Annotated in this window: 15 protein-coding genes; 3 read left to right on the top strand and 12 right to left on the bottom strand. The window is 48.5% G+C overall.

Annotation, left to right across the window (positions count from 1 at the left end):
* Nucleotides 1–45: 45 nt before the first annotated feature.
* The 12 genes from IPP66_12895 to IPP66_12950 all read right to left on the bottom strand — a co-directional run bounded on the left by IPP66_12895 (nt 46) and on the right by IPP66_12950 (nt 9791).
* Nucleotides 46–1284 (bottom strand): DEAD/DEAH box helicase, encoded by a 1239-nt coding sequence (locus IPP66_12895; protein ID MBK9926176.1) that lies wholly within the window; start codon nt 1282–1284, stop codon nt 46–48.
* A 286-nt stretch (nt 1285–1570) separates the two neighbouring features.
* Nucleotides 1571–2194, bottom strand: coding sequence for a hypothetical protein (locus IPP66_12900; protein MBK9926177.1), 624 nt, complete (start codon nt 2192–2194; stop codon nt 1571–1573).
* A gap of 16 nt (nt 2195–2210) precedes the next feature.
* The gene (locus tag IPP66_12905; protein MBK9926178.1) at nt 2211–3107 is read right to left on the bottom strand and encodes a class I SAM-dependent methyltransferase; all 897 of its coding nucleotides are present in this window, start codon (nt 3105–3107) and stop codon (nt 2211–2213) included.
* Nucleotides 3108–3122: 15 nt separating this feature from the next.
* A complete protein-coding gene (locus IPP66_12910; GenBank protein ID MBK9926179.1) occupies nt 3123–4259 on the bottom strand; it encodes a glycosyltransferase family 4 protein in 1137 nt (378 codons plus the stop codon).
* 50 nt (nt 4260–4309) lie between these two features.
* The gene (locus IPP66_12915; GenBank protein ID MBK9926180.1) at nt 4310–4696 is read right to left on the bottom strand and encodes a 6-carboxytetrahydropterin synthase; all 387 of its coding nucleotides are present in this window, start codon (nt 4694–4696) and stop codon (nt 4310–4312) included.
* Between the two features lie 21 nt (nt 4697–4717).
* The gene (locus tag IPP66_12920; GenBank protein MBK9926181.1) at nt 4718–5404 is read right to left on the bottom strand and encodes a 2-phosphosulfolactate phosphatase; all 687 of its coding nucleotides are present in this window, start codon (nt 5402–5404) and stop codon (nt 4718–4720) included.
* 2 nt (nt 5405–5406) lie between these two features.
* A complete protein-coding gene (locus IPP66_12925) occupies nt 5407–5736 on the bottom strand; it encodes a hypothetical protein (protein ID MBK9926182.1) in 330 nt (109 codons plus the stop codon).
* Nucleotides 5726–6751, bottom strand: a complete 1026-nt coding sequence (locus tag IPP66_12930; GenBank protein MBK9926183.1) for a zinc-binding alcohol dehydrogenase — start codon at nt 6749–6751, stop codon at nt 5726–5728. Before IPP66_12930 ends, IPP66_12925 begins: the two co-directional genes overlap by 11 nt.
* On the bottom strand, nt 6748–7722 hold the full coding sequence (locus tag IPP66_12935; GenBank protein ID MBK9926184.1) for a flippase-like domain-containing protein: 975 nt from the start codon (nt 7720–7722) through the stop codon (nt 6748–6750). Before IPP66_12935 ends, IPP66_12930 begins: the two co-directional genes overlap by 4 nt.
* Nucleotides 7719–8609, bottom strand: coding sequence for a 1-acyl-sn-glycerol-3-phosphate acyltransferase (locus IPP66_12940; protein ID MBK9926185.1), 891 nt, complete (start codon nt 8607–8609; stop codon nt 7719–7721). The genes IPP66_12935 and IPP66_12940 overlap by 4 nt, the downstream gene beginning before the upstream one ends.
* A gap of 34 nt (nt 8610–8643) precedes the next feature.
* A complete protein-coding gene (locus IPP66_12945) occupies nt 8644–8949 on the bottom strand; it encodes an ATP-dependent Clp protease adaptor ClpS (GenBank protein ID MBK9926186.1) in 306 nt (101 codons plus the stop codon).
* Between the two features lie 17 nt (nt 8950–8966).
* Nucleotides 8967–9791: an aldo/keto reductase gene (locus tag IPP66_12950; protein ID MBK9926187.1), complete on the bottom strand. Its 825-nt coding sequence runs from the start codon at nt 9789–9791 to the stop codon at nt 8967–8969.
* Between the two features lie 135 nt (nt 9792–9926).
* On the opposite strand from IPP66_12950, the gene IPP66_12955 reads away from it, so the two are divergent.
* From IPP66_12955 to IPP66_12965, 3 genes are all read left to right on the top strand, one after another.
* A complete protein-coding gene (locus IPP66_12955) occupies nt 9927–11504 on the top strand; it encodes a hypothetical protein (GenBank protein MBK9926188.1) in 1578 nt (525 codons plus the stop codon).
* A 103-nt stretch (nt 11505–11607) separates the two neighbouring features.
* On the top strand, nt 11608–12918 hold the full coding sequence (locus IPP66_12960; protein ID MBK9926189.1) for an efflux RND transporter periplasmic adaptor subunit: 1311 nt from the start codon (nt 11608–11610) through the stop codon (nt 12916–12918).
* Nucleotides 12915–13637, top strand: coding sequence for an ABC transporter ATP-binding protein (locus IPP66_12965; protein MBK9926190.1), 723 nt, complete (start codon nt 12915–12917; stop codon nt 13635–13637). The genes IPP66_12960 and IPP66_12965 overlap by 4 nt, the downstream gene beginning before the upstream one ends.
* Nucleotides 13638–13640: the final 3 nt, after the last annotated feature.

The raw sequence follows: 13640 nt of genomic DNA on the forward strand, positions 1-13640 counted from the left end.
CTATCAAAAACCCGCCTCTCAACGAGACGGGTTAGGTATTACAAGTTACTTCTTACGCCTCGGCGCCAAGCGATTCTTTGAAAATCGATTCGGCGTGGGAGCGGGACGTGGAGGGCGAGGTGCCCCGCGTCCATGATCGTTGGCAGACCTCGGTGGGGCGGGAGGCGAGTAGTCAAAGTCCTCGAGAATGATCCGTTCGAGCGGTTGTTTCATAATGCGTTCGAGCGTGCGGATCATGTCATTGTCTTCGGGGGTGACGAGTGTGAATGCGTCGCCGGTGCGTTGTGCGCGACCGGTACGTCCAATTCTATGAATGTAAGCATCGGCAGTATCGGGCATGTCGAAGTTGATGACGTGTGAGATGCTGTCAATATCGAGGCCGCGTGCCGCGATGTCGGTGGCCACCATGATGCGGAAGTGTCCGCTTTTGAAGCCGCTGAGTGCGGTCTGGCGTTGTCCCTGTGTGCGGTTGCTATGCAGGCTCGTGACTTTATGTCCCGCATGCGCGATCTGGCGTGCGATCTTGTCCGCGCGATGTTTGGTGCGGGTGAAGATCAGCACCGAGTCGGTATCGGTCTGCTGGAGCAGTTTCAACAACAAACCAGATTTCAAATGTTGAGGGACGGGGTACAGTGCATGCGTCACTGTGTGCGCGGGGCGGCTGATGCCCATCGCGATCTTTTGCGGTTCGACGAGCGAGTGCGAAGCAAGCAATTCCACTTCGGCAGGGAAAGTCGCCGAGAACAACATGGTTTGTCTGCGTTCGGGCACCGCTTTGATGATGCGCTTCACATCGGGCAGAAAGCCCATATCGAACATGCGGTCCGCTTCATCGAGCACCAGCACCTCGATATGTTCCATTTTTGCATGACGTTGTTGGATGAGATCCAAAAGGCGACCTGGGCACGCGACGAGAATCTCTGCACCGGCGCGTAAGGCCTTGATCTGGTTCCCGGCTCCGACTCCGCCGTAGATGGTTGCGCTCCTCAGCTTTGTCCCCACTGCAAGCGCGTGGATGACTTGATTGATCTGTTCCGCGAGTTCGCGCGTCGGTGTGACGATCAGCGCGCGGGCCTGATTGCGTGGACCATCAAGTAATTTGTTGAGAATGGGGAGGACGAACGCGGCGGTCTTGCCTGTTCCCGTCTGTGCGGTGCCAATGATGTCACGTCCGCGCAGAGCGGCTGGAATGGCCGCTTCCTGAATAGGGGTCGGGGTTTCATAACCAGCGACCTTGATTCCCTGCATCAGGCGGGAATCCAGATTAAATTGTTCAAAGTTCAAGGTATTTCTTTCCTGTTCTTCAGAAGTCGTGCACTTGTAAAGATTGGGTTTCCCCTTCCCGAAAACCATCGGGACACGCAAGTAAACAGCGGTTGGACTGCTGATATAGATTATTAACTTAGATGATTATACACTATGAATTCCAACTATCCCCGCTGGTTGAGTAGCCCTGAGCGTTCGTTGCGAAGGGCGTACACCTGCACCCACCGCAGGTGCGGTGTCGAAACCAGAAATAAGCAAAATGGCTTTTGTTAGTAGTGGTTTCGATACGGCGGACGAGCGCCGCCTACTCAACCACCGATGCACTTATTAACTGTCTACTGCCTTCCGCATTCTGCAATCTGACTTCTGCCTTTTTATGACTAAACCCATCCCAGATCTCTTGCGGATACACGATCGCGTTCGTCCCAGGTAGTTGCTCCATGGCGAGGCCGGTGTTCAGGTCAATGCCGATCTGCTGATAGGCTTTGTATGCCAACTGGCTGCAATAGAACGAATCCTCTGTTTCTGCGTTCAGGAAATTCAGGTTATATGGTTTGCCAACTTGTGCGAGACAATATTGAGCGACCCTCTTCCGCATCTCCTCTTGTTCTTCCTCGCTCACTTCCAAAGTGTCCAGCGGAGAGGCAATCCCGTAGAAGGTATCAAACAAATGTCCGCGCCGACGCGCCATGCGTTCCGTATTCCATTCGCCACTAAAGACCGTGAACTTGATCACGCCATGTGCACCCGCCTCGATACAACGTCCCTGCGGACCCGTATAGATCGCCACGTGGTCCACATCCCCGGGCACGAGCCGACCTACGAGACGCCAAAACTCGCCGGGCAAAATATCAGGCTTGCCGTTCATCGTGCAGATGATATCGCCCGTTTGTAAAGTGAGACCTTCAATTTGATACGTGTAGATCATTTTTACTCCGTATTCATTATACGGTTTTCTCTACGATTTGTTTCACCAGAAAATCCATCTGATGCGCAATATATACCAGTTCACCGAGTTCGATCTGTGCCCGCCGTTGTGCGAGCCATGCGGCAAAGACATCTGGATCCAATTCGGCATGCCCCATCAGCGACTCTTCCAGAAAGTGCAAAATAAAATGGAGGAAATATTTCTCGTCCTCCAAATATTTCCCACTCGTCGCATGCACCACCCAATCCGAAGCACCCGCCGCAAGGATCCCTGCACCTACGCTTCGCAAGTGCCCGAACAAATGTCGTCCGCTTTTACTGTCGCCGCCTGTTGCCCGCGTGTCCATCGTCTCGTGATATAACCGTTCGATCTTCTCGTCCAAAGCCGCGTCGATCATTGGCTCAAACGATGTCACGCCGTCAAAGTTGATTGTCAACCATGCCAATCCTTTTGTCAGCGTGAGTAACTTTGTCAACGACTCGGGCATTGGCAATAGATCCAAAAACGCATGCGCGATCAATAAGTCCGCGGGTTGTTTATTTTTTTGGATGAAATCGAAAACGTCCGCTCGCTCAAACTGTATGTGGACATCACGAGCCTCGTCATACACTCGAACCTGATCTTGCCCGCTTCTTTCCACGTTCAAGCCTGCTTCAACAGCCCAAACCTTTATCCACTCTGACGCATATTCGATATTCTCTGCCATCTCATCCACGATCACATATTCGCATTGACGGAGTACATCCCACCGCATCAACCGTCTCAGCATCGTTCCAACCCCTGCGCCGACCTCAATAATGTGGATAGGTTGTTGCGGTAAATTTGACTTCAGCGCAGACAACACATCCTTGTTCAAAGCGCGGTCATCCACCGATTGTTTGGATAATAAATAATGGGGGAAGGAATATTGCATAAATGTACTGTCCCGTCATTGCGAGGGCGATGTTCTTTCGCCCGAAGCAATCTCCGTCACCGCATGGGGGATTGCTTCGGGGCTTTCGCCCCTCGCAATGACGGAAAGAAACTCTCTTATGCCTTTTGCCGTCTCATCCCACCTCGGCTGGGACTTGTATCTCTTCAATGCATTCAAAGACAACTTCAACAATAACTCGCGGTTCATAGCAAGTTCAGTGAGGTGCTTCGCGAGCGCATCGGCGTCATCAGGTTCGATCAAATACCCATCTTCTCCATGTGTAATGACCTCACTCGCCGCTCCTGCCGTTGTCCCAATGGCAGGCAGGCCAAATCCCATCCCTTCGAGATAGACAATCCCAAACCCCTCATAACTCGATGGCACAACCATCACATGCGCTCGCTTATACATCTCAACAAGCGGACCATTGTCCAGTGAGCCATGAAACTTGACCTTGGATGATAGTCCATTGGCGATAACGAACTTCTGCATCTCCTCCGCATATTGTGGCTCTGCCTTCAATCCTCCGACCACATCCACGCTAACTGCTAACTGCTGACCGCTGACTGCTTTCAATAAAGTGTGTAACCCCTTCCGATAGATCACATTCCCCAAAAACAAAATTCTAAAATTGCTGTCTTTTGCGCGTTTGGCAATTTCGCTTTCCGAAATCGCATCCCCGAATCTATCTGTTGGCGGATAAACAACAATAGAAGGTTTACTATTCTCTGCTCCTCTATTCTCTAATGTCTCACCTACTACTCCTTCTGTCGTCTTGGAGTTGAAGATGAATCCGTCCACACTTTGCAGATACTTCTTTTCGACGACTCGATAAAAAGTATTCTGCCATTGCGGACGCAACTCCGAACATCGCAGATGATGGACAAGGCTAATCACAGGATATGGATGTTCCCCCCGATTGGCCCAGATCAAAGATGGGTGATTGAGTTCGTCTTGGATCAGAATATCTAGACCTTTGGGGAGTTGAAACCGAAAATTATCAGTCAGATGCGCGGCGTAATTCCTCCACGGCAGAGATATGATCTCCACTGTGTCACCTTGCGCGCGCAAATACTCCACCAGTTTGCGATCATATAGATACCCGCCACTGACCGTATCCAGCGAACCGTAAATGACAAGCCCGATTTTCATAGAGATCATCTGAATGTTTGAAAGTTGAAAGGTTTGAACGTTCAAACCTTCTAACTTGCCAACCTGTCAACGGAATATGCTGCCCACGCGGATTCGTTCTCCCACAGTACCACCTTCAACACAGAGATATTCTTCGCTTTGATGCGCTCACTCAACGAAGTAGCCAGTATCCGCGCGAAATGCTCAATGGAAGGATTCAACCCTGCGAACTCAGGTTTCTCGTTGAGCATTTGATCTTTGTAATAACTCACGATTTCATCGAGATGTTTCTCAACATCCACGATGTCTACAAGATAGCCGTGTTGGTCGAGTTCTTTCCCTTCCAGTTGCAACTCAAGGATGTAATGATGTGAGTTGGGAAAGTTTTCAGGCCCCCAGTCTCCGCCGATAAGGAAGTGTCTTGCGATGAAGTCGCGACGAACGCCAAGAGTGTACATGTAGATTCTCCAATTCCAATGTCAGGGTTGTACGGCACGCATTACAGGGCGTCCGTTTTCTTTTGTGACGAGCATGGCAAAGTCGAATGCGTCGATACTTGTGCAATGATCCAGGTCTGATCTTGGGAACTCAGGGATATGAGGGTCAAGATGTTTGATTGCATCTCGTGATCGAATCACACGCTCGATAAAAGTGACTGGGTCAGGTTGCTTGTCTTTCAGTAGTAATTCAAGGTATTCTGCGCATGCGAGATCTTCATCGCCATGTTCTGGAGCATATTGCCCTGTAACAACAAAGGTCAATGTTTCAGGTGCAAGATGCCGAATGTACTCTGTCGTTGCACTTGCTACAACAAAACTTGTTGCCAGCATGATTTCAGCTTTCACGCTACGTGTGATGCCTTGCGTCCCTGCACCTGTGCGTTGTACGATGATTTTGTCGGCTAAATCCAATTCCCTTGTTTGGGTGGGGGAGTTGCCAAAGTCAAAACCTTCAGGTGGAAGTCCGCCTTCCTCGCCGCATACCAGCGAATTAGCGATCTTTGTTTTCAGTTGTAACGCTTCGTCTACGCCGCTGACGGGATATATTTCTTTTGCTCCGCGCGAAAATGCAAAGGCGGCATTTGTAAACGCGCGCAAAACATCAATGACCACGACTACACCCGTCGCTTCGTGGCAGGATTCAAGGTTGGTGTAATGGAATTTCATGGTTAGAAAAATTTCTTGAGGATCACACCGAGCACAACAGCGATAAACGAAATCAGCAAAACCCAACGATTTAAACTTCCGAGAAATTTCATGTTTGGCGGAATGATGGAAGCCAGCCCAAATGTTGTGAGCATGACACCCACGGCAAACACTTCCCAAGTGTGCGGGTCGTTGAAGATCGCAATGCGATTGGGGTGGAGGTCAACATAGGGAAGGACGCTCAACGAAACCAGGATCGTCAGCACGCCTCCAAGGATGGGAAGCCCGCCCAGGAAAAATTTCCCCAATGGGCTTTTGCCGAATTCTTCTGCAGACCGTCTTTTATTTTCCATATGTAAAGATTACCTGAATTGTCTCTTGTGGATTTTCATCCAGTAATTGATACGCCTGATCTGCTTCTTCAATAGGAAAGCGATGCGTGATCCACTTCTGTGGTTGGATTCGTTTCAACGCCTCCCATGCGACCCCGAACCTGCGTGCCTTATCCCAGCGCCCGCTCAACGCTGGAGCTATGGTGCTGACCTGTGAAGAGATCAACTGAATGCGTGACCGATGAAATGCACCACCCAGATCGATCGGCGCTTTCTTCTCTCCATACCAAGAACCGATGACAACACGTCCGCTGAAAGTTGTCATTGCAATCGCATCGTTCAACGCGGACGGGGAGCCACTCAACTCGAAAGTCAAATCAAAGCTTTGCGCGTAGGCAGATTGGGGTGTTGTGGTGTTTGTTTGTTCGTTTTTACGATGGATCAATGTTGGATCGAACGAATCGTTGACGCCAATTGCAAGCGATGATCTCCTCCGTAATTCATAACGATCAGAGGTGACCAACAATTCCAATGGAAATTCTTTCAATAGCGAAGCAACCAATAAGCCAATCACGCCTTGTCCCAACACGAGGACGCGTTCACCGAGAAGCGGTGCGGCATCCTGGATCAAGTTCACAGCGGTTTCCATGTTTGGGAGGAAGGAGCAGGCCTCAGCTGGGAAAGAAGCGGGGGCGAAGATCAAGGATGAAGGATCGCAGATATAGGCTGATGTGTGCGGAGCAAATCCGAAAACGATTTTATTGAGAAAAGAAATATCTACTTGTTTTCCTATTTCAGTAATCTGCCCAACATTTGCGTATCCATATGCCAATGGATATTTAAGATCACTGCTCACGCTATCGTGTGAATCAACAACGTGCGGAAATTGCCCGCGGTACACAAGCATTTCTGTCCCCGCGCTGATGGAGGAGCAGATCGTTTCGACCAGCACCTCGTTATCTTTCAACGATAGTAATTGTTGTTCGCGAATTTCAACCTGTTTAGGCGCAGTGAAAAATACAGTGCGTGCTCTCATTTTGTAATTGTATCTTTGAATCCATGCCCTGCGAGAAGTAAGCCGATCCCTCCGAGTAACAGATCGCGCCCGCGAATCAAGAACGTCACGCTGATCGCAGAAGCCGCCGCTACACCGAATGTGCCCAGCGCCACAACCTGACTTGCTTCGAGCGCACCCAATCCGCCGGGTAACGGCACAAGAAATGCAAGCCAGCCTGCCGTCCATGCCGCGATGGTTTGAGAAAGCGAAAGGTCAATGTGCAAGAACGAAGTGATCAGAAAATATTCGCTCACCATTCCCACTGCGGCAAGAATTGAAATTGCGGTGGCAGATAGTAGTGCTGAAAAATGTCTGCGACAGAATGTGCCAGCCATCCGTTCAGATGCGGCAACGAAACGCACAAATCTGTTGTTCGATATTTTTCGCAAGATCGCGGAAAGGGGATAGATTCCGCGCATCATCAGGATGATATGAATGGGGGGCAGTAAAAACAGGATGACAAGCCCGCTCAGACTCACGAGAGAACTGCTTCCGTTTCTGGAGATGAATCCTGCTTGAAAGATGGCTGTCATTCCCAGCGCCAGCAGAAAGAAATTGGCGAGAAACTCAAGAAGCTTATCCATCAGCACAGATGCGGTTGCACGTGTATAAGTGATACCGTATTTGCGTTGTAGATATAAAACCTGTAATGGTTCACCACCCACTTGCGGACCCAGTGTGAAATAACTTACCCCGAACACGGCGAGTCGCACCGCGATCAATGGGAGATAGGAAATGGCTTTGCTCTCTGCTCGGACAATGATCCACCAGCGCAAAGTAATGAGCGCGTAGATCAATACGTTGATGATAATTAGTGTGGCAATCTGCCAGAATTGTAGTTGCCTAAGTGTGTTCCATATCTCGATAAGCGGCGCGTTACGCAGGGCAAAGTAAAGTAGAACGACTAGTATGATAGCGATGAGTGCGCGCCTAAGCGGTTTGTTATTCACAACGCAGACATCCCGTCATCTTTAGGAGTTGTTTCGATCAATCTCTTCATTCTTTCGAGTACCACTTGATGAATGGCTTCCGCGTCTGTTGATCCAACTTCGTCCAGTGTAATGGGCTTCGCAAACTGCACGTGGACAGTTGTCGGCCTTGCATTGCGTGTGACCATGGCAAGCAATTGCAGGGCTGCGGCAAGTTTCTCGCGTTCAAAACGCGTGCGCTTGATATGAGTCAACCAGTGGTGTGCAGTTTTCTCCCAAACTACTCCGCTGACAAGAACGGGGACGATCTTAGTCTCCCGCGCAAAACGGATAAAGACGCCAGCCGAGTCGGTCCAATTGCTGAGAGAGTCGAATGCGCCTGGGTATACGCTGGGATCGGGTTCGATCTTCCCAGCAGGAAAGGTGAGCGCCGCTCCGCCTTTTTTCAAATGACTGGAGATTTGTCGAACGGCGCGCATTCGTTCAGCATCTTCATCGCTAATGTAGGCGAGATTGCGAGTCACGTTTGTGAGTGAAACTAAAAACGGACGATGTAGTGCGATGATGTTGAGGTCGGGGCGGTTGATGGCGGCGAAGAGACTGATAGTATCTGCCATGCCAGGATGATTGGATAGAAATAAGGCGGGTTCGTCTTGGGAAATATTTTCATGTCCATGCACGCGCACATCACGGACGTATAGTTTTCGCATGAGCGTTCGCGATGCTTCAGCGAGGTTTGCGTGCCCGACTGCGTTATCAAACTCCACCATTTGTTCTGCAAATTTTCGGGCGGGGTTGGCAAATAAGAAGCGCAGAGGAGTTGCCAGTAACGGATACTTCTCCCACCCGAAGGAGGAGACGAGATCGTCGAGGTTGATTTGGGTGAGAGTGTCGAGTTGGGATGGCATTGGGAAGGATGAATAGCGGAAAAGATAAAACGGATTATTCAGGTTCCATTGTGAATTTCAATGGGTAGCCTGCGTTGTTTGCTTCAAAATGCGCTTTGGCGATCCGTTTTTCTGCTTCAGACTTGGCGAGCGTTTGTACATAGGCGGTGCCGTAGTAATGTGCCATGAACATGATATCTGCGGCTTTGTCATTCGACAAGTAGAAATGATTCTTCAGGACATGGACCACAAAATCCATGGGCGTGACGTGGTCATTATGGATGATGACCTTGTAGAACGGTTCGAGCTCCGTCTCAGTTTCTTCGATGATCTCGATTTCAGGGATAGGATGGGATGGCATTTTTAACTACAATGATTTTATTTGTTCCACGCGCTGGAAAGCTGAGCCATTTCCTTTTCGGTGAGTTCGATATCTGCCGCTTCAAAGTTCTCTTTGATGTGCTGTGGGTTGAATGACATGGGAATCGTGATAACGCGTGGTTGCATGACGAGCCACGTCAATGCGATCTGGTAAGGTGTGGCAGAATGCGTTTTGGCGACCGCTCCCAAAACCTTGTTGGTATTCATGCTTCGGAATTTGATGGGGGAATAGGCTGTCACTGTGATGTTGTTTTGTTGACAATATTCAAGTACACCGTTATCCACGTAGGTTTTATCTGGCAGGCTGTAAGGGACTTGGTTGGTGATAAGCGGGGTTTCGGAAAGTGAATGTGCCTGCTTGAGAAGTTTGAGCTTGAAGTTGCTGACACCCAGATGTTTGACCTTGCCATCGCGGACGAGTTTATTCAACGCACGGAATGTCTCTTCGTAGTCTACACCTTTGCCGGGCCAGTGGATGAGGTACAGGTCGATATAGTCCATGTTGAGGCGGCGCAGAGAGTTTTCGCACGAATGGAGCACATTGTCATAGGAAAGATGTTCGGGAGAAACTTTGGTGGTGATGAAGACATCTTCACGTTTGGTGTTTGTCTCACGAATGGCGCGCCCGAGCAGTTCTTCTGCATGACCTGCGGCGTAATACTCTGCTGTGTCGAAGTGGGTGTAGCCAGTTTCTAATGCAGAGAGGAGAGCGGTCATCGAAGCAGAATCAAGTTGCGGGTCGGCAAAAGAGCCGCCGCCGAGGCTCCATGTGCCGTATCCGATTTTGGGGAGAGTCAGAGTGGGGATAGTTTCGTATTTCATATCCCAATTGTACACAAGAAAGCCCCACGGTTTGTATATCCATAATTATCCATTCATAACCCTGCATCCTTTATACATAAATTCTGCAAAAGTTCTACACATTGGTTTGTTATCTTGCAAGCCAAATGGTGAACTGTGAAAAAACATTATTTCCTGATTCTGCTTGTTTGTCTAAATCTGATTGTTGGCTTGTTTGTTCTGCCATCATTTGGCGAGAGTGTTGATGAACTCTCGCAACATATGTATGCTGAGAGAACAATTCAAGCTGTAGACTCCCTGATTTGTACCGGTACTTGGTCTGACTATTTTATAGAAGAAGAGCCCAAACAGGGTAGCCATGGACCGGCATTTATCACTATGGTTCTCTTATTAAGAAATTTCATCCTTCCAGAAGGAAGCATAGTACAAAAACTTCAGTTTAGCCATTTTCTTTATTTTGTAGTATTTCAGATAGGGATTGGTTCGTTTTATTTCCTGGCGCGACGCTGGATGAGTGATGCATCTGCTTTTGGTGCCACACTTCTTTTCAATACACAACCTCTTTTGATTGGTCATGCGTTTATGAATCCGAAGGATGTTGTTTTCATGTCCTTATTGATTACTAGCGCCATGCTTGGGCTGTGGATGGTGGATCGCAGCGATAAGGTAACAATCCCAGCCCATGGCAACTCAATAGGAAGCATTATTCGAAAATTTTTCAAACGATCACTTTCTTTTGATGTTTGGCTTGCTGGGTTTGTATTAGGTTTTGCAAGCGCCATTCGTCTTATTGCACCATTGATAGGTATAGTGATCCTTGTTTACATCTTAGTATCTAAAAAGTGGTATGTATGGCCACGTTTTATGGCTTATGGGTTGATTGCTTTTGGCTTCATGGTCATCCTTTGGCCTTATTTATGGCCAGATCCTTTTGAGCGCTTGATCGCGTCTGTTAGTTATAGTGTTACGTATCCTGGCACACATTTAACCTTGTTTAGAGGTGTACTATATGATGCAAATGAAATACCACCATCCTACTTACCGGTGTTGCTTGCCATACAATTGACTGAACCTGTATTACTCTTGATGATTGTGGGTGCTATTTCTTTTTACAAAAAATTTAGGTGCGACCTTGTTGGCCTGACCCTGGTCTGGTTTGTGCTGCCGGTAGCTACGATGATCCTGATGCGCGTGAACCTCTATAATAATTATCGTCAGGTGTTTTTCCTGCTTCCACCACTTTTTCTCATCGCTGGCTTTGGGTTGAATTGGATTTTCTCACGTCTGCAACGTAGGTCTATTCGCTTTGTGATCATGTGTGTTTTACTGTTACCCGGACTGTATGCCATTATTGCCCTACACCCATATCAGTATATTTACTATAACCAACTGGTTGGCGGAGTCAGCGGGGCATTTCGGGAATTTGAGCTTGATTACTGGAATCTGGCTTTCATGGAGGCTCAGACATACATTAACCGTGTCGCCGACCAAGATGCAAATGTATTCGTTAGCGATTCAAAACCCACTGCACAGACATTCGCTCGTCCTGATTTGGTTTTCAATGCTTTTGGTTTGCGTATGAAGAACATAGATAAATATGACTATATTATCGTAAGCACCGCTAAAAACGTCGATATGAAGTTTGCTAATTACCCAACAGTATTTATGGTAGAGCGAGATGGGGTGCCATTGGCCTATGTTAAGATGGTCTACATCGGGGAAGATCAAGAATAAGTTGCATTTCAGTAAGTGGTTATTCACAACCCTGCCTTTTTTCTGCACAAATTCTGCATATTTGACCAATATGATAGGGGAAATTCAATAAGGAGATATGAATATGTTTAAAAATAAAAAAATTAGAAATTGGATCATCGCCATTGTGGCAATTGCTATAGTTGCTTTTGTGGCGGTACAAATGATCTTGCCCGCGAGTGCCAGTACATCAACTGCCGCACAGAAAGAAAAGGTGATCGCCATTGATGTGGCAGAGACCATTGAAGCATCAGGCACCTTGGATGCCCAACCGTTTGCCAGCCTGGCGTGGAAAACGAGCGGCATTGTTGAGAAGGTTAACGTTCAGCCCGGGGATATGGTGAAGGCTGGTGATGTTTTGTTGGCGTTACAACCAGCGAGTACTTCTTCGAACATTGTAGCCGCGCAGGCAGACTTGGTGAATGCACAGCAGGAACTTGATGACTTGTTAAATTCAGGCACGTCTTTAGCGCAAGCCGCCATTGACCTGAAGGATGCCCAGGAAGCGTATACAAAAGCTGATAATTATCTTCGATATTTGCAGACATCTGAAAGCGTTCCGCAAACCATTTACGAAAGCAAGCTTGTGAGCACGAATCGTAATGGCTGGCAATATGAGTACGATCTCCAGAATTACCGTGGTCCCGCTCCAGAAGATTGGATCTTGGATGCTAAAAATGACCTCGCTTTGAAAAAGGCTGAATTGGATGATGCACAACGCAACTATGACAGTCTTTTGGCGGGCGAAGATTCTGCAGATGTGATCGCGGCAAAAGCCAACGTGGAAGCGGCGCAGGTGACTGTAAGCTCCTTGTATATCACTGCACCATTCGATGGAAAGGTGCTTGCAGTAAAGGATGTGGTCGGTGATTTGGTGGATGCGAATGCGGTCTCTGTGTATGTCGCAGATATGAATCGGCTTTACGTAGATGCGCAGGTGGATGAATCAGATGTGGCAAAGGTCAAGATGGGGCAACAGGTTGATGTCACGTTGGATGCGTTAGCAGGAGTTACGCTCACTGGTACCGTGACGGCGATCAATCCTGTTGGTGAGGAAGTTTCTGGTTTAGTAAAGTATTCCGTCCACATTGACCTTGATAAAGTGACAGATCAGGATTTTATCCCGTTGGGGACGACTGCGAATGTGACGATCCATGTAATGGATGCTACCGCTTCGTTGACTGTTCCGATCACGACCATTCAGAATGATGCTAAAGGCGAATTTGTGCTGGTCGCGCAACGTGACGGTTCCACGAAGCGCGTGGATGTGGTCACTGGTGCGATCGTGGGCGATAAAGTTGTGGTGACGGGTGACTTACGTGAAGGTGATGTTATTCAAGTGAACGATGGTAGTAGCTTCAATGCGCCCAACCCATTTGGCGGAGGTACTCAATGATTCGCGCGGAAGAATTGACGAAGGTGTATCAGATGGGTGAAACGGAAGTACGTGCTCTCGATGGAGCGAGTTTCACCATCGAAAAAGGGGAGATGGTTGCCATCATGGGGCCATCTGGCTCAGGCAAGAGTACGTTGATGTCCATTATTGGTTGTCTTGATGTGCCTACCAGTGGAAGATATACATTGGATAGTGTCGCAGTCGAAAATGTAGGCGAAACGGAGCTCGCTGAGATCCGTGGACGTAAGATCGGGTTTGTGTTCCAACAATTTAATTTATTGTCGCGTACAAGTGCGCTTGAAAATGTAATGTTGCCATTGACATACGCTGGTGTTTCAGGAAAAGAGCGGAACACGCGTGCAATGAAAGCCTTGGAACGTGTCGGTCTTGGAGGGCGAACCCAACATGCCCCTAATGAACTCTCAGGAGGTCAGCAACAACGTGTGGCGATAGCACGTGCATTAGTCAATGAGCCAGCCATTATTCTGGCTGATGAACCGACAGGTGCGTTGGATAGCAAAACAGGTGTCGAGATCATGGACCTATTTCAGAGTCTTTACAGGGATAGTGGCCAGACTGTGATCTTGGTAACCCATGATGCGTATGTAGCTCGTCACACCAATCGAATCATAAAAATTTCGGACGGGCGTATTGTTTCGGATGAAGTGAACCACAATCCGATCAAGGCAGGCGCACCACGGCCTGAGGAAGTGTTGTAGGAG

Source organism: Candidatus Defluviilinea proxima (assembly GCA_016721115.1).
Lineage (GTDB): Bacteria > Chloroflexota > Anaerolineae > Anaerolineales > Villigracilaceae > Defluviilinea > Defluviilinea proxima.